The organism is Priestia sp. 53B2, from assembly GCF_056099005.1.
Map to the genome: position 1 here is coordinate 15,837 of NZ_JBLZXA010000016.1, position 23,318 is coordinate 39,154.

Consider the following 23,318-nt stretch of genomic DNA (forward strand, 5'->3'; position numbering starts at 1 on the left):
GGGCTTTTTTGTGTTTATAAAAATTTAAAAGGAAGTGTAACGATGGATAAACAACTAATCGAATTTGATGAGGCCGTTCAAGCGTTAGGTGATTCTATGCTATTGAACATGCCAGAACAGCATATCAAAGACGTTCAGCAGTTCCGTGAGTATTTCGAGCAACAACCGGATGCTAAGCTGCGCAAGTTAGGATTACGCCTTATAGACCAGTGTACAGCCTTCACTTATATGTTCCGTATGGGTGTTACGTATGAAAAGGTATATGACAAAACGATGGAAATAGGACGATTAAGAAAGGAGTTGGAAAAGTGTGGCATACAATCTTACGGCTGTTATTGAATTAAAGGACAAAATGTCCGCCAAGATGAAAATGATTACAAAGCAGTTAGAATTAACGAAAAGGTCAGTATCGAATGCTAGCGCTGCAATGACAGGTCTTGGCGCTGCGATGTCCACAACCTCAGCCGTCGGTGTAGCTGCCGTTGGTGCATTAGGCGCTAGTTTCGCAGCGGCAGGCGCTGGTGCTGTTGCGTATGGTGTCGTTGCTACGTCTGCATTGACGAAGGTATTTGACGCCTCTGAAGAGTTGGGAAAGATTCAAGAAAAAATCGATCAGGCTAGTTCTGTAAAAGAGCGGGTAGCAGCGCAGAAAGAGCTCGCAGCGTTATATAAAGGCATGAGTGCGGAACAACGGGGAGCTTTAAAGGATTTAACCGAATTTAAGTCGTTTTGGAGCGATCTTACGAAGCAGTTTGAAAAACCAATATTCAAGGCCTTTTCCGAAGGCTTAGACGCTACTCAGAAGATATTCACCAAGTTAACGCCTACTATCTCGAATACAGCTGCTGTAGTAACGGAACTGATGCAGGGCTTCAATAGGTCTTTAGACAGCGCCTCAGCCTCTAAGTTTTTCGGTTGGTTGAACACAAACGCTGCTAATAGTCTGAGTAACTTTGCACAAATGGCCGGAAATACATTGGCAGGCGTAGCGAATCTTTTACGGGCTTTCGCGCCTCTCGGGGTGGGCATGGAACAAAGTCTCGTCCGGCTCACTCAACGATTCAAAGAATGGTCGGCAAGCCTAAGCCAATCGCAAGGCTTTAAGACGTTTATAGACTACGTTAAAACCAACGGGCCTACTTTGATGAACATACTGACCACCGTAGTTAATTCGGTAGGTAACATCGTTATAGCCTTGGCGCCGTTAGGTCCGGTCGTCCTCAAAGCTGCGGAAGGGTTGAGTAGTTTTATTGAAAAAGCGACCTCTTCGAAGGAAATCGTATTAGGATTAGCCGGTGCTGTTCTTGGCGTTAAAGCAGCGATGATTACACTAACGATCATTCCGAAGATAACAGCCTTTGTTACTGCGTTTAAGAATGCGATAACGATTGCTCGGACGGCGATGCTCCTATTTTCGGCAGCACTATACGCCAATCCTATCGGGCTTGTTGCGGCGGCTTTAGGCTTAGTTGCGGCGGGAATCTTACTTTATAAAAATTGGGATACCGTGAAGAGAAAAGCGATTGAGCTTTGGAATAAAATGGGCGTATTACGATCGGTTCTTACAAACTTACCAGGTCCATTCGGTCAAATCGTTTCGGCAGGTATTCGAATCATGAGTAATTGGGATAGCATAAAAAGTAAAGCAGCTTCCGTATTCGGATCCGTTAAGAGTTGGATCGCCGGCGTACAAGCGAAATGGAAATCGTTTAAAAGCGCGGTAACCTCGTTCAAAATGCCGAGTATTAAGTTGCCGAGTATCGGAAGTATTAAAGCCGGTCTAGGTGGCGGAGGAAAATCGGGTAAAAAGCATTATCACGGTTTAGCACGCGTTCCCTATAACGGTTACCAAGCAACGTTGCATAAGAATGAGCGTGTATTAACAGCAAAAGAGAACCGTCAATATGCAAAAGGTGCAGGCGGTAACGTAATCATTCAAGGTAACACGTTTACAGTGCGTGAAGAGGCTGATATTAGTAAAATCGCTTCTGCACTTGCGAGACAAATCTACTTGGCTGGGGAAGCTGGCGCATAATGGCGAAGGAGCTTTGGTTAAAAGCCTCTTATCTTTTGATAGATAGGAGGCTTAAGTTAATTAAATGAAATATTGGTTTATTATTACATTAATGTGAAAATTAAAAGCGGACGACAAGATTCGACATCGTTTTGCAGAAGATACGTTATAATATAGCTATACGCAACTCATTGTTTCGTATCTAAATTTTATGGAAATACTTTATTAAAGAAGATAATTCTTTTAATTTGTACAAGTATTAATGGAGGTATTTATTATGCCTAGAGTTTCAACTTTTATGTACTGTGAATCAACTGAAGCAAACCCGCAGAATGGTCAAATGGTGATTAATGCACCTATGCATGTGTTTACGCCAGCTTTTGTACCAGGCATGTTTTCTTTCTCACTTGTATTTGGTTTGCTCGGTATTGAACTAAATTCTGAAAATAATTTTAGGGTCAAATTTTTGGGGCCGGATGAAAGTGTACTTATAGATACTAGAAATTTAGCTTTGCCAAAACCTGCTCCTGAAGATGAACAAAGGAATTTGCCTCCTAATATGCATGGGATGATGTTGAATTTTGATTTTAGAAATGTAGTATTCCGCCAAGAAGGACAATACAGAACTGAAATATTTGTTAATGACGATAAAATAGGAGAATTTCCTATAGATGTGAAGGGAGTGGAAAGCAGATGACTCAATTACAGACAAGTGTAGTGAACCCAGTATTTAGAATAGAGAGTTTAGATGTTGATGCCTTTAGAAATAATTTTCATCAGCGATTAAATAACAAAATGAATATAAAAAGAATTATTCAAACAGCTGGGGTTGTAGCTACAGCTCTATTTGTTCCCTCTACCGGTGCTTCCATTAACCAGCATTCTTCGTCGCTTGGTTCTGAACATGGATTCCGCATTCAAAGTTTACCAGGTCGTGTAGAGGCTGGAAAAAAGCTCACTGTTGATAACAAAGATGTAGTAAGTTCTTTTGCTTATTCATATACTGTGACGAAACCAAATTATGGTGTGCCGTTAAGCACTCGTCAGGAGGCGATTGAGTTGGAATTAAACCAACCTTCACTCTTCAAACATGAAAAAGTAATTAAGAGCAAAGTTATTAATGCTGGTTTTTTTGAGCCTACCTTGAGCACAGAGTTTGAGGAGAGCAATTGGGATGATTTCGGAAATGGTAATCAGTTGTTTAAAATTGATAAACAAGTAAAAAGTAGAGTTATATCAGGTGGAGATTTCAAATTTCCATCGTTGGATTAAACGAGAAAGATAATAAAGGAAGTTTTGAATGGAAAATAATTGGTATGAAATCATAAAACCTACAGAAAATATCTCTCAAGGAGATATACTTTTTAATTGTCCCTTGTTTATTCCTATTTACCCTAGCGATGATTTAGGTCCTGCAGATTTTGAGGATATCGCAGAGCGTGAATTAGTAACACAAGTACAAAGAGCGAATATAATTGTTTTAAATCAAGCTTGTGATCTTGAAGTAAGGTCTGGAAAAGATAAGCCGAAACTCGAGTGGGTCTTAGTTGCTGCTCTCCAGGATGCTAGAAGGTCTGAAGCTGGTAAAGGGCAATTAGTTCCTATATCTAAACTAGAAAGATCCCAATTGTTTTTATTAGAACCATCATATGGTGAAATTGAAATGGGACATCAAATAGTCCATTTTGATTCGCTTATTTCCTTACCTTGGAAATTGTTAAATACCTATAGTAAAGTTCATGGAAATAGATTGCGCTTAAATTCTCCTTATCTTGAACAGATGTCAGCTCATTTCGGTAATCATTTTGGGAGAGTGGCTATCCCTGAAAACCGAGAAGAAGTATTGAAAGAATTTTTTGCTATAAAGCAAGAATACGAGAATAGAAGAAAGCGAGATCCACGTCAATATCCAAAATCGTGGAAAGAATTATCTGAAGAAGAAATTTACGGTTTTATACAAGAAGCGAAGCAAATGGAAAAGAGTCCTGCTGAGTAAAGCGGGGCTTTTTTAATTGTTAACTTGTATAATCTAAATGTAAAATGCAGAGTGCATATTAATATGGAAGAAACTCGCCTAATTTATCCGTACTTACCCACCGTACAACCAGCGTAAACATACTTCGACAATTTTTTTCGAAAAAGGTGTTGACTCCGTAGCTATATCGTACTATAATTACATTATCGCTTTTGAACGTGATCGTACGTAGTAATACGGAACAAACGTAGTAGAAAGCTCGATATCATGCCGATGTGGCGGAATTGGCAGACGCGCACGACTCAAAATCGTGTTCCTTCGGGAGTGTCGGTTCGACCCCGACCATCGGTACTTTAGCTTTACTTGACAGGATGATTCCTGTTTTTATTTTTACTTATCGGTCGACAAATTTTGATAATATTTGCGGGTGTAGTTTAGTGGTAAAACCTCAGCCTTCCAAGCTGATGTCGTGAGTTCGATTCTCATCACCCGCTCCATACATATTGTTATCACAACGCAGTGTCTCGCTTTCAAAGCTGAGATGTTGCGTTTTTTATTTTTAGCGTAAATATAGCGTCTATCTTTTCAAGATAGACGCTATATTTAGGTACATCAGTTAATGACTTGATAGGTTGCTTCGCCGCCGTGAATTTGAATGAACATGTCACTTAGGGATTTAGTTAGTTTATAAGCCTGTTCTTCTGAAAGTGAAGGCTTTAAATAAATGAACTGTACAGCTTGTGTTGTCTTTTCAGTTACGTACGCTCGGTTAGAATCGACATAAGGGCTTCCGAAAGCTCCTATGGCATCTTTTGAAATGATTTTATTTTCTAAAGAAATGTTACGTTCATTTAGAGCTTCATAAGACTCTTCTTTTTTACCGATAGTAAATTCGATGGGGCCTTCTAAATTAGAGGAATCATAAATTCCAATTGGGACTTCATATTGCAATGAAAAAAAGTTATTAATGTCCACAGCAGAATTGATAGAAGGCAAATACGTTTGTTTTCCTATTCTTCTAATTAAAGCTTCTATAGAAGGACGGTATTTACTTGGATCAGTTCCAAATGTTTTGAAAAGCTTTCTCCACTCGCTAACACCTTCGAATTCTGTTAGTTTTTTTGACTCAAGGTCGAAATAAATGGACTCTTGAAAGAGGCGCAGACGTCCTTTTAGCATTTGAGGAGAATCACCAACTTCAATATTTTTATACTGAATGATTCCCATTTTAAAAGAAGGGCAAAGCTGTTTAATAGCGGGTGATAATGTAAAGTTCATTTTTTTGATCCTTTCTATTATAATTAGTATTTGTTCGTTTATAGATACCATCCTATCATTTCATTGAGTGAGAAAACAGTTCAATGCATGAATATATAGAATTTCTTAGAAAGGAGGCCATTACTCACTATGAATGTGTATCAGTTGAAGGAAGAAATTATTTCATACAGCAAAGAGATTGGAATCGATAAGATTGGATTTGCGAGTGCTTCTATGTTTGATGAGTTAAAGAATCGATTGTTAGCACAGCAAGAGTTAGGTTATGCTTCGGGCTTTGAAGAACCTGATATTGAAAAGAGAGTAGATCCCACATTAGTTGTTCCAAAAGCTAGATCTATTATTTCAATTGCACTTGCGTATCCTTCTAAATTAAAAGATGCACCAAAGAGCACAAAGGAAGATCGCCGAGGAATCTTTTGCCGTGCTTCTTGGGGGCAAGATTATCATACGGTTCTACGTGATAGGCTTCAAAAGCTTGAAACCTTCATAAAAGAAAAAGTACCTGCAGTTATTCTTCAATCGATGGTAGACACAGGCGAGCTGTCGGACCGAGCTGTAGCAGAAAGAGCTGGTATTGGCTGGAGCGGTAAGAACTGTGCCATTATTACACCTGAATTCGGTTCCTACGTGTATTTAGGAGAAATGATTACAGATATCCCGTTTCCTCCTGATAAACCGATAGAGGACGGTTGTGGTACTTGTAATAAGTGCGTTGATGCGTGTCCTACGGGTGCGCTTGTAACAGGCGGTCAGCTGAATTCGCAGCGATGCATTGCCTTTTTAACCCAAACAAAAGGGTTTTTAGATGAAGAATTTCGAAGTAAATTAGGCAATCGTTTATATGGCTGTGATACATGTCAAACTGTGTGTCCTGAAAATAAAGGAAAAGACTTTCATTTTCACCCTGAGATGGAGCCTGACCCAGAACTTGCGAAGCCTAAATTAAAACCGCTCTTAACGATGAGTAATCGTGAGTTCAAAGAGAAATTTGGACATGTTTCAGGGTCTTGGAGAGGGAAAAAGCCAATTCAGCGTAATGCCATTATTGCACTGGCCCATTTTAAAGATCAAACCGCCGTTCCAGATTTAATTGAGTTAATTAAAAATGACGTTCGCCCTGTCATTCGAGGAACAGCGGCATGGGCGTTAGGCAAAATTGGCGATAAAGAAGCGTTAGATACACTTATGAACTTAAGAGAACAAGAAAAGGACCAAGAAGTAATTGAAGAAATGTCAAAAGGTATAGAGATGCTTCAAGAGATCTAAAGCGTATTTTTATTGATAAAGTTAGCTAATGAGTCATAGCGTATAATAAACGCTTAGAAAAGTGGTGACATTATGCTAACAAAAAGGAATGTATTATATACTTTAGTTAAAGCGCGTGCGGACAGCTATGTAAAAGGTGAGCTGCATGAAGACTTCAAGCCTTTCATTGAACAGCAGTGTGAGCTAAAGCGGTCTCTTATAAAAAAAAGAGAAGTTGATGTTTTAAAATGTAATATGAAAGGTTCTATTCAATCTGCTCATACGGATCAGGAAGAAACTAGAGTATTATATAAGGTGCACATTCAGGCATTTTTAAAACAAAACGATTTTTTCTATATAGAAGAAGAAATTGAAGATCGTTTAGCTCTTTTTTATAAAGATACGCTTATTCAAGATGAGCTGCTGGTAAAGGACTTTTCTGAAGATGAGGTTGAAATGGATTTAGAAGAAGTAGAGGAAGACGAAGAAAGAGCCTCTTATTATGATCGTCTTGCGGCTGTTCAGTATGCAGAAAAATATTGGGATAAACCTAATGAAAGTTATAAGCAGTTTGAGGTAAACTGCACCAACTATATCTCACAGTGTTTGCATGCAGGAAAGGCGCCGATGCGGGGATATCCTAAAAAAGCAAACGGATGGTGGATGAGAGGGAACGCCTGGAGCTATAGCTGGGCAGTTGCTCATTCCATGCACAGCTATTTAAGTAACTCCAAATCAGGACTTCGGGCTGTGAGGAGATCTTCAGCAAGCGAACTTGTCCCGGGAGACGTTATCTGCTACGATTTTGAAGGAGATGGAAGATGGAATCATACGACGATTGTTGTAGCGAAAGACGGTCACGGTATGCCTCTTGTGAATGCAAACACGTATAATAGTCGAATGAGATATTGGGCTTATGAAGATTCAACGGCTTACACGCCAAAGATTAAGTATGATTTTTTCCATATCGTTGATCGGTAAGACTTTCGTTTTAGCAAGTTAGTGGTATAATGATGAATAGATTTGTTAGCAGAGGTGAAAATTTGTGGGAGTACACGTAGTATTATTTCAACCAGAAATTCCAGCAAATACAGGAAATATTGCGCGAACATGTGCAGCAACAAATACGACGCTGCATTTAGTTCGGCCATTAGGCTTTTCAACAGATGATAAAATGTTAAAGCGAGCTGGATTGGATTATTGGGAATTTGTAAATGTGGTGTATCATGATTCATTAGAAGAAGTATTCGAAAAGTATCCTGAAGCAGGTTTCTACTTCATCACAAAATTTGGTCAGCAGCCACATACAACATTTGATTATAGTGACTTAGAGCAGGATCATTTCTTCGTATTTGGAAGAGAAACAAAGGGTCTGCCAAAGCACATTATTGAAGAGAACATGGAAAGATGTCTTCGTTTACCGATGACAGAAAATGTCCGTTCTTTAAATTTATCTAATACAGCAGCTATTTTAATCTATGAAGCGCTGCGTCAACAAAATTATGCTGGTTTATCTTAAGTAAAAAGCGAGGTTCAAATTTTATTGAACCTCGCTTTTTTATTTATGTCGACGATGATATGTAGTGGTTATTTTTTAACGCCCGGTTTATCATTGTATCCCGCTCTGAAGATGGATGCTAAAAAAGCAATTGTTACTCCTAATACTAAAAGTAAGCGCATTGATTTTCCTCCTCAATCTAATTAAAAGGATTATACAGCTACTGCAGTTAAAACCGACTTCCCATATCTCATGATGATAATAATGACAAAATAACTTTTCTAGAGACATAAGTTCTCTAACAAAGTTTAACCGTTCCTTCTTACTCTTTTATTATAGCTAATAAATACTTCACTGTGAATGCCTAGCAAGGACAAATTTCTGAATTTTACAATTTAAAAAGCATGTTCAAACATTTTGCTGCATAGATTGTATTAATCTTGTTCACTAGCACCATAACTAGTAGGGGAGGTCCTTTAATGGATATATTAAAGAAAGTTGAAAGATACCGCGAAGAAGAGAATCGTCTTAAGTGGGAAGGGACATTTGAAGAGTACCTAAAGCTGATTAAAGATGAGCCTTTAATTGCTCAGCCTGCACACTCTAGAGTATACAACATGATAAAGGATGCAGGAATTGAAGAGGTAAATGGTAAAAGACATTATAAATTTTTCAGTGGACAAATGTTTGGACTTGAAGATTCGCTAGAACGCTTGGTGGAAGAATATTTTCATCCAGCTGCAAAGCGTTTAGATGTTCGTAAACGTATTTTACTTTTAATGGGTCCAGTAAGTGGTGGTAAATCGACGCTAGTGACCATGTTAAAAAGAGGGCTTGAAGCTTATTCGCTTACTGATCGAGGAGCTGTTTACGCTATTAAAGGATGCCCAATGCATGAAGATCCGCTGCATTTAATTCCACATCATTTACGTAAAGACTTCTTTGAAGAGTATGGTATCCGAATCGAAGGAAACTTATCTCCTTTAAATACAATGCGATTAGAGGAAGAGTATGGCGGCAGAATTGAAGACGTCATTATCGAACGCATTTTCTTCTCAGAGGACAAACGAACTGGAATTGGAACGTTCAGTCCTTCTGATCCGAAATCTCAAGACATTGCCGACCTAACAGGAAGCATTGACTTTTCAACAATTGCAGAGTATGGATCTGAGTCAGATCCGCGTGCTTACCGCTTTGACGGAGAGCTTAATAAAGCAAACCGGGGAATGATGGAGTTCCAGGAGATGTTAAAATGTGATGAGAAATTTTTATGGCATTTACTCTCTTTAACCCAAGAAGGAAACTTTAAAGCAGGAAGATTTGCTTTAATTAGTGCAGATGAATTAATCGTAGCGCATACAAATGAAACAGAGTATCGCTCGTTTATTTCCAATAAGAAAAATGAAGCTTTGCATTCACGAATTATTGTAATGCCTGTTCCATATAACTTAAAAGTGAGTGATGAGGAAAAAATTTATGACAAAATGATTCGTGAAAGTGACGTATCAGATGTTCATATTGCCCCTCATACGTTACGTATTGCGTCTATCTTTACTACATTAACGAGATTAAAAGAGCCTAAAAAAGGTGATATCGATTTATTAAAGAAAATGCGCCTGTACGACGGTCAATCTGTAGAAGGCTATAACGATGCAGACGTAGAAGAGTTACAAAAAGAGTATACGGATGAAGGAATGAGTGGTATTGATCCTCGTTATGTCATTAATCGCATTTCATCTACCATCATTCGAAAAGATATTAAATCAATCAATGCATTAGATGTACTGCGTTCATTGAAAGAAGGGTTAGCACAGCATGCGTCTATTTCTGCTGAGGACCGAGAGCGTTACCTGAATTATATTTCTCTGGCGCGTAAAGAATATGATGAAATTGCTAAAAAAGAAGTGCAAAAAGCGTTCGTTTATTCGTACGAAGAGTCTGCTAAAACATTAATGGATAATTATTTAGATAATGTCGAAGCATACTGCAACAAAAATAAGCTTCGTGATCCGCTAACAGGAGAAGAGTTAAATCCAGATGATAAATTAATGCGTTCAATTGAAGAACAAATTGGTATTTCGGAAAATGCAAAAAAAGCATTCCGTGAAGAAATCTTAATTCGTATTTCGGCTTATGCACGTAAAGGAAAACGATTTGATTATAATTCCCATGAGCGCTTACGCGAAGCGATTCAGAAAAAATTGTTTGCGGATTTAAAAGACGTAGTGAAAATTACAACGTCCACTAAAACACCAGATGAGCAGCAGCTGAAGAAAGTAAATGAAGTAGTGGCCCGATTGATTGATGAGCATGGATACAATTCAGTATCTGCTAATGAACTGCTGCGCTATGTAGGAAGTTTGTTAAATCGATAACTCAGTACTAACAAGAAAACATGGCACTTCCGATTTGTGCCATGTTTTTCTTATCTCTTAAAATAAACTCTGCATAATTAGGCTAATGTGTAGTACACATTGCACTTAACCCTCATATGATAAGTCATAAACATATACATGACACTAGACACTATAAAATGAATAGTTAATAGTGAAAGAATTAGTTAGCAAGTATACCATTCTTGCGCATAGGATAAGAGTAACCAACCTTTGAACTAAAGGTATTTGTCAGAAACTTTCGGTATAGCTTATGCATGCCGAGTAAAAACGTGCAGGTGTTTTTTAAATAAGGAGGGGAATAGCGTGGGAAAAGAAGTAGATAAAAGTTTTGCTGTCTCAAAAGAAGACTGGTCCCTCCATCGTAAAGGCCACGATGATCAAAAAAGACATCAAGAAAAAATTAAAGAAGCAATTAAAAATAATTTACCGGATTTAATTACAGAAGAAAATATCGTGATGTCCAATGGAAGAGAAGTTGTTAAAATTCCGATCAAATCATTGGATGAATATCGAATTCGGTACAATTATGATAAAAACAAACATGTGGGTCAAGGTGATGGAGACAGTAAAGTTGGGGATGTAGTAGCACGTGATGGATCTGCTGGAGATGGTCAAAAAGGAGCAGGAAAAGGTCAAGGAGCAGGTGACCAGGCTGGAGAAGACTACTTTGAAGCAGAAGTGTCTCTTATGGAGCTTCAAGAGGCTTTATTTGCTCAATTAGAACTGCCTAATCTTCAGCGAAAAGAATCTGATCAAATTGTTGTGGAACACATTGAGTTTAATGATATACGACGTACAGGTTTGATGGGGAATATTGATAAAAAACGAACGATGATGAGCGCTTATAAGCGAAATGCAATGACAGGAAAGGCCGCTTTTCATCCTATTTATCCGGAGGATTTAAAATTCAAAACGTGGAATGAAGTTATAAAGCCAGAATCGAAAGCAGTCGTCTTAGCTATGATGGATACGAGCGGTTCGATGGGCATATGGGAAAAGTATATGGCAAGAAGCTTTTTCTTTTGGATGACACGCTTTTTACGTACGAAATATGAAACGGTGGAAATTGAATTTATTGCGCATCATACAGAGGCAAAAGTAGTATCAGAAGAAGACTTCTTCTCCAAAGGAGAAAGCGGAGGAACCATCTGTTCATCTGCTTATCGAAAAGCGCTTGAATTAATTAACCAAAAGTATGATCCGAGCCGCTATAATATTTACCCGTTTCATTTTTCAGATGGCGATAACTTAACTTCAGATAACGCAAGGTGTGTAAAGTTAGTAAATGAATTAATGAAAGTGTCAAATATGTTTGGATATGGGGAAGTGAATCAGTACAATCGACATTCCACTTTAATGTCTGCTTACAAAAATATTCAAGACGAAAGTTTTAGACACTTTATTTTAAAACAAAAATCAGACGTTTTTCACGCGATGAAAAGCTTTTTTAGAAAAGAAACAGAAGACCAGAAATATGCTTAACCTAAAAGGCCTAGACTTGTTATCTAGGTCTTTTTTATGCGGTTTATTCGGCGCTTCTTTGGAGATAGTAAAAGTACGACTTTATCCAAAAGGAGAATAAGTGAATGAACGAAAATATAAAGAGCGAAATGCAAAAACATCAACAAAATCAGCGGTTGAACGCAGCTGAGTTAGGTTACTTATGGGCGCAATATTTAGGCGATACGCTGTATGTATGTGTTCTTGGGTATTTTCTATCTGTTGTAAAAGATGCCGAGATTAAGGAGCTCTTAAAAAAAGCCCATCAGATTTCACAAACTCATGTAGACGAATTGACGGAATTATTCAGTTCGGAAAAAATTCCAATACCAGTAGGTTTTGGGGAACAAGATGTGAACAAAGGAGTTCCTGCTTTATTTGATGATATTTTTATGGTTATTTATGTAAATGAAATGGCAATTGAAGGTATGAAGAAATATGCCAGAGCCCTAAGCGCAGTGAGAAGGCAAGATATTTATGATCACCTGTCTCGATGTGTAAAAGAAAGCGACAGTCTTTTAGAGGATTCTAACCACGTTATTTTAAGAAAAAGCATGCTGATGAGACCTCCGGTTATTCCTTATCCTGTAAAAGTGAATTTTGTGGACCAGAAAACGTTTATATCACCACTTTTCTCTCAAATGCATCCTCTAACTTCTTTGGAGGTTACGGCTATTCAAGAAATTGTTAATACAAATGTATTAGGTAAAACGCTGATGCTGGCATTTAGTCAAGTAGCTACCACACAAAAATTACGCTCTTATTTTTTTGATGGAGTCAAGCTTGCGAGTAAGCAAATCAAGCACTTTACCGAGTTACTGTCTGAAGCTGATTTACCAAGTCCGAGGCTGCTTGATGCATATGTAACCAACTCAACGATTTCACCGTTTTCAGATAAGCTGATGATGTATCATACTTCCACAGCGGTGACAATCGCTATTGATAACTGTGGTGCTGGCTTGTCTATGTCGTTCCGTTCGGATGTCGCAGTAGAATTTTCTCAGCTAATCGGGCGTATAGGGAAGTATGGAAGAGATGGAATTCGGATTATGATTGAGCAAGGTTGGATGGAAGAACCTCCAATGGCAACAGACCGTAAGAAGTTGGCGGAGAAATAATAAGGAGTATGTTGTAGATTATTATTAATTTTGCGGTACCGAAACATATATAGCTAAGCGAAAATAGATTGCTCTAGACCCACTTGAATGAGCAGTGATAAGATAAAAAAGCTGATTTTTCAAGAAGTAAGTCGAGGTGTGCAAATGAACAACAGTATAAGGGAGTCCATTGCGAAAAAAGTAGCATGGATTAGCGTATGGAGCAATATTGCCCTTACGCTAGGAAAAGTAATAGTAGGATGGATTGGAAATAGTGATGCTGTATTTGCTGATGGTATTCACTCTGCAGCGGACGTATTTGCCTCTATTATTGTCTTGTTGGTTATACGAGTAGCAAATAAACCAGCAGATGATGACCATCCATATGGACATGGAAAAGCAGAAGTGATTGTCTCAGGAATCGTAGGAATTATTTTATTGCTTGTATCATTTTATGTGGTATTTGAAGGAGTCGTTGGTTTATTCCATCCGGTTGAATCTCCAAATATTTTAGCCATGTGGATTGCTGTTATTTCATACATAGCAAAGGTATTGTTGTACCGTTATTCTTTAAACGTAGCGAAGCAGCACCACAGTAAGGCAATTGAGGCAATTGCATTTGATCATAAAGCAGATATTGTTGCTTCTATTGCAGCGGCAATTGGTGTTTTATTATCGATTATTGGTGATAAAATGGATGTTCAACTGCTGTTATACGGAGATAAAATAGCAAGTATCTTTGTTGCTTATTTAATTTTTAACATTGCCAGACAAATGATGGGAGAGTCTTTTCAAATCTTAATGGAAGGCAATATTGATGAAGAGCTACTGAAAGAACTTGAAGAAAGCATTTATGAATTTGAAGATGTGAAGCGGATTGATCGCGTTCGAGCAAGAGAACATGGCCATTATATATTGGTGGATGTACGTATTTCAATTGACCACTTTAAAACAATTAAGGAAGGTCATGATTTAGGACGAGAAATCAAAGCAACACTTATGAAAAAGCATGATAATATTCAGGAAGTATTAATCCATTTGAATCCTTATTATCCAGATTAAATAAGAAGCAGCGAAGTGTTATCTCGCTGCTTCTTATTATTTATAGATGTAGAAATTAATGAAATGAGTAGAATAAAATGATGAGGATTTTTATTTATAAAGAATCAAGTTTAATAAAATTGTATAAAGGGAATTGTATTTATTTATTGATGTGATAGGATAAAAAAGCATGTAAATACATTCACTACGAATGAAAGCAGTGGACGGGTACATATAGATAATAATAAATGGTTTTGGGAGTCAAAGAAGGTGATGTTGAAGTGAATGTAAGCATCAGGTCAATCGTTAAAAAAGTCATGTTTATTCTATTTATTGCGTATACGGCAGTGGTCATTTATGCTACTCTCATACGGGAAAACGAACATGTTTACGGAAAAGCAATGAACTTGGATTTATTTAGTACAATCCGTCTGATGTGGGAAAGCGGCAATATAATGCTTACTCTGACAAATATACTGGGAAATATCGTAATGTTTGCGCCGCTTGGAATGTTTATTCCTTTGTTTATGAAGTGGTTTGATGGTTTTATCCAAGTGTTTACGACGGGTTTCTTAATCAGTTTTTTAATTGAAATTTTACAGTACAAGCTAACGGAACGAGTATTTGACATTGATGATATCTTTTTGAACACGCTAGGTACATTTATAGGCTGGGTTATTATTAAAATACTATATTGGGTCAAGAACGTGCTGAAAGCACGTTTCAAAAAAAGATAAAGAGATGGAGACATAACTGAATCAATAGCTAGAAGCAGCTACAGATATGAAGCCTACGTTTACCATCACAATGAAAAGATCCGAACGATTCATCGTTCGGATCTTTCTTCAACTAAAATGCTTTTGTCCTAGCCACTGCCTCTTGTTGATAGAAACACTTAATGCAGCGCCTTACCGAAGAATGGGATGATTCAACGATAATATGCTGACAATTTTGCTGAACAAATAATAACTTTTGTTCAAGCTGCTTAATTTGTTCTTTAAGCTGTTCTACTTCATTATTGATAGATATTTGAACCACTGTTAACAAACTCTTTAGCTTTTTCTTTCATTCCTTCTTTTCTTACTTCGTTTACATCTTTTTCATTTTCTTGAGCCATGTTACGAATATCTTGAGAAATACGCATCGAACAGAATTTAGGTCCACACATTGAACAGAAATGGGCTGTTTTAGCACCTTCAGCGGGAAGTGTTTCATCGTGATATTCTTTTGCGCGCTCTGGATCTAGTGACAGGTTAAATTGATCATTCCATCTAAATTCAAATCTTGCTTTAGACAGCGCGTTATCGCGTTTTTGTGCTCCTGGATGGCCTTTTGCTAGGTCAGCGGCATGCGCAGCAATTTTATAGGTGATAACCCCTTCTCGAACGTCTTCTTTATTCGGCAGACCTAAATGTTCTTTTGGTGTTACGTAGCAAAGCATAGCTGTCCCAAACCAGCCAATCATTGCAGCCCCAATACCTGATGTAATATGGTCATAGCCTGGAGCGATGTCGGTTGTAAGCGGTCCAAGAGTATAGAAGGGAGCTTCTTGGCATATTTCCATTTGTTTATCTACGTTTTCTTTGATGAGGTGCATAGGGACATGTCCAGGACCTTCAATCATAACTTGAACATCGTGTTTCCAAGCAATTTTAGTTAATTCACCAAGCGTTTCTAATTCACCGAACTGTGCCTCATCATTAGCATCTGCAATGGAACCAGGACGTAGCCCATCGCCAAGCGAAATAGAAATATCGTATGCTTTACAGATTTCACAGATTTCTTCAAAGCGAGTATATAAAAAGTTCTCTTCATGATGAGCTAAACACCACTGCGCCAAGATGGATCCTCCGCGTGAAACAATACCTGTCGTACGTTTCGCTGTCAGAGGAATATAGCGTAAAAGAACACCTGCGTGAATAGTAAAATAATCAACACCTTGTTCTGCTTGTTCAATTAATGTATCGCGATATGCTTCCCACGTTAGATCTTCTGCTACGCCTTTTACTTTTTCAAGCGCTTGGTAAATAGGAACGGTCCCTACAGGAACAGGCGAGTTGCGGATAATCCATTCGCGTGTTGTGTGGATATCCTTTCCTGTTGATAAATCCATAATTGTATCGGCTCCCCAACGCGTTGCCCATGTCATTTTTTCTACTTCATCTTCAATAGCTGAACGAATAGCTGAATTTCCGATATTAGCATTAATTTTCACGTGGAATTTGCGGCCGATAATCATCGGTTCGCTCTCAGGGTGATTGATATTATTAGGGATAATGGCACGTCCTCTTGCTACTTCTTCACGCACGACTTCAGGATCCATCTGTTCACGAATAGCGATAAATTCCATTTCGGGTGTGATGATTCCTTTTTTCGCATAGTGCATTTGCGTTACATTTTGATTTTTTTTCGCGCGCAAAGGTAAACGATTAGTGATAAAGCGCTCGTACTGGTCTCTTGGATCACCATCATAATAACCGTTATCCTGTGGCTGAACCGTACGGCCTTGATATGTTTCTACATCGTTTCGTTCTGCAATCCACTTTTCGCGCAGAGCCGGTAATCCTTTTTGTAAATTAATTTCATAACAGGGATCTGTATAAACACCGCTCGTGTCGTATACACGTACGGGACTATTTTCTTCTTCACCAAAAGATCCTGTAGTAGGAGACTGATGAATTTCACGCATAGGCACTTTAAGGTCTTCTCTGGATCCTTGGACATATACTTTGTGACTGTTTGGAAAAGGCTTTTTCATAGAAACTGATACATTTTGTTTTGACATTACATATTCCTCCGGTTTCGCATAAAGTGTAGCTATACCGAACCATAAAAAAATCGGGTTCTGTGATAGACAGAACCCGATGGAATAGGCGAAAAAAGAATAAACATATACTATTCTTTTTAAGACTACTTCCCTCCGCTGGTATAACCCAAATCAGGTTCAAAGGGTTAAAGAGTTTTATTGCACTCTTCTCTCAGCCTGAGCTATCAGACACCCCTAGTAGAAATAACATTCAAATTATTCAATTTACGGCTTAAGTTTACCATCATTCGGTAAAAAATCAACCCTTAAATAAAAAAAGCTAGACAATTAACGTTGTCTAGCAGCATCGATTGCAATCACAATAGCTGTAATAATGTGCATGATAAACCCTAAAAATGGAATCCAAGCAACCAGTGAAGTAACAATCCCTAGTATGTTTCCATACGCAGATAACCCTCGTCTATTAGCTAAAATGAGTGTGATAGCATGAAGAATAAATCCAATAAAAAGAGGAGTATAACTAAAGCCCATAACAATCCCCGCGCCAATTAAAGGAATTCCCAGCAAGGCTTCATACCCAGCAGTGACCCATTTCATTGTACGTACATTTCCATTCATAGTAAAAAGCCTCCTAAAAAAGATACTACTATATACGAGAAAAGAGAGAAAAAAGTTTCAAATTACTTAGGGGATATGTCGTATAAGCAAGCGCTAGTTGATTAAAATGATAGATGACAGTAAAGGGGATGGAAAAAACATAATGATTTAGTCATTTTTTCACACTAAAGAAAAATAGTCTAGATGATTCATTTTTAGCTAAGGGACCGGAATTTATACCGAACATAGTGACTACTTTCTAAAATAAATAAAAGCTGATATCGTGTTTTTTGATTATAGCATGTAAGGTTTTTATTACAAATTATTAAAGATTCTTATCTTTTTGCAAATACACATTGTATTTCATAGTTTTAACAATTATGATAAAAAAGCAAGTGTCAAAATAGGAAAATAGTTGAGCATGTAAAACGAAGCGATAAGCTTATTAATTTGAAAGAAAGGCAAGGTACATAGCTTTATGTGGGAAATTATTGTAGCAATCATTTTAGGGATTGTAGAAGGTTTAACAGAGTTTGCTCCTGTTTCGTCAACTGGGCATATGATTATTGTGGATGACCTGTGGTTAAATTCAAAAGAATTATTTTCATCTCCAGTAGCTAATACATTTAAAATTGTTATTCAGCTAGGGTCGATCTTAGCAGTAGTAGTTATTTTTAAAGATCGTTTTATTAATTTATTAGGATTGGGAAAAAAGCCAGCTGCTCCAATTGGACCGACAAATCGCTTGAATTTAATGCAGGTAATTGTTGGTCTATTACCCGCAGGAGTGTTAGGACTTTTGTTTGATGATTACATTGATGAACATTTGTTTTCTTTAAATACGGTGCTAATTGGCTTAGTAGTCGGAGCTGTATTAATGATTCTAGCAGATTTGTTTGGACCTAAACGTCCGCGTGTAGAGACGGTGGACCAAATGTCTTATGGACAAGCACTGGGTATAGGGCTGTTTCAATGTATTGCTCTTTGGCCAGGTTTTTCTCGTTCAGGCTCAACGATTTCAGGAGGAGTTCTTCTTGGAATGAGCCATAAGGCAGCGGCAGATTTTACATTTATTATGGCAGTGCCAATCATGGCAGGAGCAAGTGGACTTTCATTGGTTAAAAACTGGCAGTATTTCACATCAGATGCACTACCATTTTTTATTGCTGGTTTTATCAGCGCCTTTATTTTTGCGCTGGTATCTATTCGCTTTTTCCTGAAATTAATTAATCGTATCAAATTAGTACCATTTGCACTGTATCGAATTGTGTTAGCAGCTATTCTATATTTTGTATTTTTATAAAATAAACACGCGTGTTCTTTAGTCCCTTAAACGTCTAATAGAGACTCAAAGAGCAAGAAAAAGCTATTGCAATGTTGCAATAGCTTTTTTGCATAAATATATATTATCGCCTTTTGAAAGCGTTTTATAAACATGGGTATTGACAAAACGTGTCGAAAAATAGTAAATTAATATTTGTGCAGTATAAAGTTAAGTAAAAGTAAGACTTCTGTTTAGTTTTATTGACTGTAAAAAACGTATGACAACGTATAGATCGTTTTAATTTTATAAAAACTGAATAATAAGCTTAATCGTATAGAGCGGGGGAATCATTATCGGCAGTAAAGCTGCCTTGGGGTGAATCCTTACAAAAGGTAGGAAACTCTCAATTCCGAATCCGACAGTTAACCCCGTTTGCTTTATTGAGAGAAAGAGCCCAAAATAGCGTAAGTAAAAGGCTGTTCTTTCTTAAGAATAGTCTTTTTTTGTTTTTTCAGAAAAGTATATACAAATGTCATACATCTTTGGGGAGGTACATCTATGAAAAAAATTCGTTTTGGTTTGGCTACGCAGATTTTTACCGGATTAATCCTCGGTGTTCTTGTAGGGGTAATTTGGTTTAACGATCCACGTGTAGTAACATACCTACAGCCGCTAGGAGACCTATTTTTAAGATTAATTAAGATGATTGTTATTCCAATTGTTATCTCAAGCTTAGTCGTTGGAGTTGCAGGAGCAGGGAGCGGTAAACAGGTCGGAAAGCTCGGCGTTAAAACCATTCTCTATTTTGAAATTATTACGACTTTTGCAATTGTAATCGGTGTATTGGTTGCTAATATTTTTCATCCTGGGCAAGGTGTAGACATTCATTCAGCACAGAAGAGTGATATTTCACAATACGTTGAAACTTCCGAACAGCAAGAAGGAAAGTCAGTGGCTGAAACTTTCTTACACATTGTTCCGACAAACTTTTTCCAGTCAATTGTTGAAGGTGACATGCTAGCAATTATTTTCTTTACAGTGTTATTTGCACTTGGAGTAGCGGCAATTGGGGAAAAAGGAAAGCCAGTTGTACAATTCTTCGACGGCGTTTCTCACGCAATGTTTCACGTGGTAAATCTTGTAATGAAAGTGGCTCCAATTGGTGTATTTGCTTTAATTGGTGTAACAGTTTCAAAATTCGGCTTAGAGTCACTCCTTTCATTAGGAAAGCTTGTTATCTTAGTTTACTTAGCGTTAATTTTCTTCCTGCTTGTTGTATTAGGAGGAATTGCGAAATGGGCAGGAATTAACATTTTCCACTTATTCCGCTATATGAAAGATGAACTTTTGTTAGCATACAGTACATCTAGTTCTGAAACAGTTCTTCCGCGTATTATGGAAAAACTTGAAAAGATGGGCTGTCCAAAAGCTATCGTATCGTTCGTTGTACCAATTGGTTATACATTTAACCTAGATGGTTCTGTTCTTTATCAAGCGATTGCAGCGTTATTCTTAGCGCAGGTGTACGGTATTGATTTAACGATCGTTCAACAGCTGACGCTCATTCTTGTATTGATGGTTACATCTAAAGGAATGGCTGCAGTGCCAGGAACATCATTTGTTGTATTACTGGCTACTCTTGGAACAATCGGTGTTCCGGCAGAAGGATTAGCCTTCATTGCTGGAGTAGACAGAATCATGGATATGGCACGTACGGTTGTTAACTTAGTAGGAAACACACTAGCAGCAATTGTAATGTCTAAATCAGAAGGCAAATTTGACCCTAAAAAAGGTACAGAGGTCATGAGGGCCGGCTAATTTATAAATTAAAAAGCTACTTATTCTATTCAAAAAATTAGAATAAGTAGCTTTTTTCATAATAATTCCTTTATTATTATGGGAATTGACCCTATAATATGTAACATCAGGTATAAAAATATCCAAATTTTATTCTTACATAAAGCAGTCACTGGTTCCTTTCTTTATCAGTAAATATAGAGATAGCTTAGCTAGTAGGGGGATAGTAGAGTATGTGGAAAAAGCGAATATGGGTCATCGCCTCGATAGTAATCGTATGTTTGTTAATCCCTTACAGTTTACCGATTGTGTTTGCTTTATTAACAGCATTAGCACTTGAGGGTATTGTTCAAAAATTGCATCAATCTTTTAAAATGAAGAGAGTCTATGCAGTGCTTATGACCTTCATTTTATATGTTGTTTCGCTCATACTTATTGGATTTTTTATTGTTCGGACAATCGCTACGCAAGTGGTTGCTCTTTCAAAAATAGCGCCTTCCTTTGTGAAAGAAATCTATGAAACCGCGATTTATCCAACTATTATTAAGTGGAAATACTATTCAAACGCTCTTCCTACAGAAGTGATTTCTTCTATCGAGCGCACGCTTGAAAAAACCGTAAATTCATTAGATTCTCTATTAAAAAGTACCGTAGAAATCATCATTAGCTTTGCCGCTACTGTTCCTGGGTTTCTATTAGAGTTTCTTATTTATTTAGTAGCGCTTGTATTTATCAGCCTTGAGCTGCCTGCTATTAAAAATAAAATTAAGTCATTTTTAACAGAAGAAACGAAATATAAGCTACAAGTTGTCATCACTCAGCTTATCCAAGCGGGGGTTGGTTTTATCAAGGCACAAATTATCTTAAGTGTCATGACGTTTGTAATGGCTTATGTAGGGCTTTGGCTGTTAGATGTTCCGTATACCGCGCTGCTTAGTTTATTAATTGTAATTGTCGATATCTTACCAATCCTTGGGACAGGATCGGTGCTCGTTCCATGGGGGATTTTTGCTCTTACGCAAGGGCATGACTCATTAGCAATCGGCTTATTTATTCTATTTGGAGTCATTACAGTAGTAAGGCGTGTAGTAGAACCGAAAGTATTTTCTACAAATATGGGTATTTCACCTTTGGCTGCACTAGTTAGTTTGTACATTGGATTTAAACTTTTAGGCTTTGTCGGATTATTTTTAGGACCGGCTTTAGTTATTTTATACGATGCTCTTCGTAAAGTAGGTATTATTCAAATTAACTTTAAACTATAAAAGCGCTGGATAAAACTAGCGCTTTTTTTTATTGAAACTTTTGTAGTACGTAATACGTAAAGAGGGAAAGGAAAAAACTATGCCGCGTTGGTTTTTATCTATCAATCGGCTAAATTATAGTTTTGCAGTCTTAGATTTAATGACATGAGGAGGAGAATTTTTGTTAGAGTCGGTTTTACTTTCTTTAATTGAAGCGCTAAAACAGCTCTCTTATTTTGGCGTAATTTTAGCATTAACGTTTGAATTTGTCCCGGCAGAGCTTGTTTTACCTTTAGTAGGGTATTGGGTGTATCAAGGTGATATGAACTTGTATCTGGCTATCCTTGCAGGTACAGTAGGCGGTGTTTGTGGACCGTTGACTCTTTATGCACTGGGACGTTACGGTGGACGACCGCTGGTTTTAAAATATGGAAAATACTTTTTGGTGAAAGAAAAAGAAATTGACGCCGCCGATCGCTTTTTTAATAAGTACGGCAGCGGGGTTGCTTTTTTTGGACGCTTTATTCCAGGAGTGCGCACGGCTATTTCTTTTCCGTGCGGGATGGCAAAAATGAATGTATGGCTGTTTTCTATTTATACATTTGTTGCGATGCTTCCAGTAACGGCTATTTATGTATATTTAGGATATAAGTTAGGACCTAAGTGGAAAGAGGTGGGGCCGATTGTGTCTCAATATATGCAGCCTATTGGAATCGGAATTGTTGTTTTAATTGCATTGTTTTTTATCATTAAATATGTGCGGAATAAACAAGTAGGGCAGAGCTGATAAATCGAGGAAAAGAGTGAGGATATGTCAGAGCATGAGCAGTTAAGAGTAGAGTTACGAAAAATTGAAAAGTGGGAGAAAGACCAAAAAGGACTTTTTTTCTGGGAGCGGCTGGCTCGCTTGCCTTTTTCAGCTTTAGATAAAGTAACGCCAAAGTTCATTCATCAAAAAATAGAAAAATTATTAGATGAAATTGCTAAGTATGTTGATAATGGAGGCCAGTATTTAGCTAATACGTCTGCCACTCTAGAAAAAGCATCAGCACAATTACAAGAAAAGAAACAGCTTTCGATAGAGGATATTCAGCGTTTATCTCTGCAAGAAATGGATGAATTGGCAGAGTATTTTATTGAAGTCCGAAAAAAGAATGCACAGCTGCAAGGAGCTACAACCGGGGTAGGCGGGATTTTTACACTGGCGATTGATGTTCCTTTTGTATTAGGGCTTACACTTAAAACACTGCAAGAAGTGGCTGTTTCTTATGGTTACGACCCCACTGAGCAAGAGGAACGAATTTTTATGGTCAAATGCATGCAGTTTTCGTCTTCTGACATTGTAGGGAAACGTGCGATTTTAGAAGAATTAGCAAGCGGAAATCGAACGCAGAGCTTGCAGCAGCTACAAGGGTGGAGAGAAGTGTTTCTAACCTACAGGGACAACTTGGGCTGGAAAAAGCTGTTCCAAATGATTCCTATAGCAGGAATGGTATTCGGGGCTTATATTAACAAACAAGCGATTAATGATATAGGCGAAGTTGGAATGATGCTTTACCGTAAAAGACGTATTTTGGAAAAAGTCTCACAATCGCAACAATAAAA

22 protein-coding genes, 2 tRNA genes and 2 riboswitches are annotated in these 23,318 nt (G+C 37.7%); of the genes, 20 read left to right on the plus strand and 4 right to left on the minus strand.

Translation table 11 applies throughout. The features are described from left to right. The first annotated feature begins 42 nt into the window (after positions 1 to 42). The 7 genes from ACN6NE_RS13185 to ACN6NE_RS13215 all read left to right on the plus strand — a co-directional run bounded on the left by ACN6NE_RS13185 (position 43) and on the right by ACN6NE_RS13215 (position 4,486). The gene (locus ACN6NE_RS13185; protein ID WP_474325516.1) at positions 43 to 339 is read left to right on the plus strand and encodes a hypothetical protein; all 297 of its coding nucleotides are present in this window, start codon (positions 43 to 45) and stop codon (positions 337 to 339) included. Beyond that, on the plus strand, positions 311 to 2,035 hold the full coding sequence (locus ACN6NE_RS13190; RefSeq protein ID WP_474325518.1) for a hypothetical protein: 1,725 nt from the start codon (positions 311 to 313) through the stop codon (positions 2,033 to 2,035). Before ACN6NE_RS13185 ends, ACN6NE_RS13190 begins: the two co-directional genes overlap by 29 nt. Positions 2,036 to 2,291: 256 nt before the next feature. Then, positions 2,292 to 2,711, plus strand: coding sequence for a DUF6941 family protein (locus ACN6NE_RS13195; RefSeq protein ID WP_474325520.1), 420 nt, complete (start codon positions 2,292 to 2,294; stop codon positions 2,709 to 2,711). Continuing rightward, entirely contained in the window at positions 2,708 to 3,286 is a 579-nt protein-coding gene (locus ACN6NE_RS13200; RefSeq protein WP_474325522.1) for a hypothetical protein, read from the plus strand. The genes ACN6NE_RS13195 and ACN6NE_RS13200 overlap by 4 nt, the downstream gene beginning before the upstream one ends. 28 nt (positions 3,287 to 3,314) lie before the next feature. Then, the gene (locus ACN6NE_RS13205; protein ID WP_474325524.1) at positions 3,315 to 4,010 is read left to right on the plus strand and encodes a hypothetical protein; all 696 of its coding nucleotides are present in this window, start codon (positions 3,315 to 3,317) and stop codon (positions 4,008 to 4,010) included. A 248-nt stretch (positions 4,011 to 4,258) separates the two neighbouring features. After that, a tRNA-Leu gene (locus ACN6NE_RS13210) sits at positions 4,259 to 4,340 on the plus strand. 72 nt (positions 4,341 to 4,412) lie between these two features. After that, a tRNA-Gly gene (locus ACN6NE_RS13215) sits at positions 4,413 to 4,486 on the plus strand. 115 nt (positions 4,487 to 4,601) lie between these two features. On the opposite strand, the gene ACN6NE_RS13220 is transcribed toward ACN6NE_RS13215, so the two are convergent. Continuing rightward, on the minus strand, positions 4,602 to 5,267 hold the full coding sequence (locus ACN6NE_RS13220) for a B3/B4 domain-containing protein (protein WP_129705932.1): 666 nt from the start codon (positions 5,265 to 5,267) through the stop codon (positions 4,602 to 4,604). A 129-nt stretch (positions 5,268 to 5,396) separates the two neighbouring features. Between ACN6NE_RS13220 and queG the strand changes: the two genes are divergently transcribed. From queG to ACN6NE_RS13260, 8 genes are all read left to right on the plus strand, one after another. Then, complete coding sequence (gene queG, locus ACN6NE_RS13225; protein ID WP_474325526.1) at positions 5,397 to 6,533, plus strand: tRNA epoxyqueuosine(34) reductase QueG; 1,137 nt, start codon at positions 5,397 to 5,399, stop codon at positions 6,531 to 6,533. Positions 6,534 to 6,605: 72 nt separating this feature from the next. Then, the gene (locus ACN6NE_RS13230; protein ID WP_129705936.1) at positions 6,606 to 7,493 is read left to right on the plus strand and encodes an amidase domain-containing protein; all 888 of its coding nucleotides are present in this window, start codon (positions 6,606 to 6,608) and stop codon (positions 7,491 to 7,493) included. 64 nt (positions 7,494 to 7,557) lie between these two features. Next, on the plus strand, positions 7,558 to 8,031 hold the full coding sequence (gene trmL, locus ACN6NE_RS13235) for a tRNA (uridine(34)/cytosine(34)/5-carboxymethylaminomethyluridine(34)-2'-O)-methyltransferase TrmL (RefSeq protein ID WP_016762878.1): 474 nt from the start codon (positions 7,558 to 7,560) through the stop codon (positions 8,029 to 8,031). A 458-nt stretch (positions 8,032 to 8,489) separates the two neighbouring features. Beyond that, positions 8,490 to 10,385: a PrkA family serine protein kinase gene (locus ACN6NE_RS13240; RefSeq protein ID WP_013055179.1), complete on the plus strand. Its 1,896-nt coding sequence runs from the start codon at positions 8,490 to 8,492 to the stop codon at positions 10,383 to 10,385. A 324-nt stretch (positions 10,386 to 10,709) separates the two neighbouring features. Next, on the plus strand, positions 10,710 to 11,888 hold the full coding sequence (yhbH, locus tag ACN6NE_RS13245; RefSeq protein WP_013055180.1) for a sporulation protein YhbH: 1,179 nt from the start codon (positions 10,710 to 10,712) through the stop codon (positions 11,886 to 11,888). Between the two features lie 104 nt (positions 11,889 to 11,992). Continuing rightward, positions 11,993 to 13,024: a DUF3231 family protein gene (locus tag ACN6NE_RS13250; protein ID WP_474325529.1), complete on the plus strand. Its 1,032-nt coding sequence runs from the start codon at positions 11,993 to 11,995 to the stop codon at positions 13,022 to 13,024. Positions 13,025 to 13,168: 144 nt separating this feature from the next. Next, positions 13,169 to 14,065: a cation diffusion facilitator family transporter gene (locus ACN6NE_RS13255; RefSeq protein ID WP_014461808.1), complete on the plus strand. Its 897-nt coding sequence runs from the start codon at positions 13,169 to 13,171 to the stop codon at positions 14,063 to 14,065. Between the two features lie 260 nt (positions 14,066 to 14,325). Then, entirely contained in the window at positions 14,326 to 14,781 is a 456-nt protein-coding gene (locus ACN6NE_RS13260; RefSeq protein ID WP_474325532.1) for a VanZ family protein, read from the plus strand. A 112-nt stretch (positions 14,782 to 14,893) separates the two neighbouring features. Here the strand turns inward: ACN6NE_RS13260 and ACN6NE_RS13265 are convergent, their stop codons facing one another. From ACN6NE_RS13265 to ACN6NE_RS13275, 3 genes are all read right to left on the minus strand, one after another. Continuing rightward, complete coding sequence (locus ACN6NE_RS13265; protein ID WP_129705944.1) at positions 14,894 to 15,082, minus strand: hypothetical protein; 189 nt, start codon at positions 15,080 to 15,082, stop codon at positions 14,894 to 14,896. After that, a complete protein-coding gene (gene thiC, locus ACN6NE_RS13270) occupies positions 15,060 to 16,829 on the minus strand; it encodes a phosphomethylpyrimidine synthase ThiC (protein ID WP_016762883.1) in 1,770 nt (589 codons plus the stop codon). The genes ACN6NE_RS13265 and thiC overlap by 23 nt, the downstream gene beginning before the upstream one ends. A 113-nt stretch (positions 16,830 to 16,942) precedes the next feature. Then, positions 16,943 to 17,057: riboswitch (TPP riboswitch) on the minus strand. An 81-nt stretch (positions 17,058 to 17,138) separates the two neighbouring features. Further along, positions 17,139 to 17,429: a hypothetical protein gene (locus ACN6NE_RS13275; protein ID WP_013055185.1), complete on the minus strand. Its 291-nt coding sequence runs from the start codon at positions 17,427 to 17,429 to the stop codon at positions 17,139 to 17,141. Between the two features lie 457 nt (positions 17,430 to 17,886). Between ACN6NE_RS13275 and ACN6NE_RS13280 the strand changes: the two genes are divergently transcribed. The 5 genes from ACN6NE_RS13280 to ACN6NE_RS13300 all read left to right on the plus strand — a co-directional run bounded on the left by ACN6NE_RS13280 (position 17,887) and on the right by ACN6NE_RS13300 (position 23,316). Continuing rightward, complete coding sequence (locus ACN6NE_RS13280) at positions 17,887 to 18,711, plus strand: undecaprenyl-diphosphate phosphatase (RefSeq protein WP_013055186.1); 825 nt, start codon at positions 17,887 to 17,889, stop codon at positions 18,709 to 18,711. Positions 18,712 to 18,984: 273 nt separating this feature from the next. Continuing rightward, a riboswitch (cyclic di-AMP (ydaO/yuaA leader) is annotated at positions 18,985 to 19,124 on the plus strand. Between the two features lie 106 nt (positions 19,125 to 19,230). Next, the gene (locus ACN6NE_RS13285; protein WP_129705946.1) at positions 19,231 to 20,490 is read left to right on the plus strand and encodes a cation:dicarboxylate symporter family transporter; all 1,260 of its coding nucleotides are present in this window, start codon (positions 19,231 to 19,233) and stop codon (positions 20,488 to 20,490) included. 212 nt (positions 20,491 to 20,702) lie between these two features. Next, entirely contained in the window at positions 20,703 to 21,734 is a 1,032-nt protein-coding gene (gene ytvI, locus ACN6NE_RS13290; protein WP_474325537.1) for a sporulation integral membrane protein YtvI, read from the plus strand. A 160-nt stretch (positions 21,735 to 21,894) separates the two neighbouring features. Beyond that, complete coding sequence (locus tag ACN6NE_RS13295; protein ID WP_013055189.1) at positions 21,895 to 22,500, plus strand: DedA family protein; 606 nt, start codon at positions 21,895 to 21,897, stop codon at positions 22,498 to 22,500. Between the two features lie 24 nt (positions 22,501 to 22,524). Continuing rightward, on the plus strand, positions 22,525 to 23,316 hold the full coding sequence (locus ACN6NE_RS13300; RefSeq protein ID WP_129705948.1) for an EcsC family protein: 792 nt from the start codon (positions 22,525 to 22,527) through the stop codon (positions 23,314 to 23,316). Positions 23,317 to 23,318 lie beyond the last annotated feature (2 nt).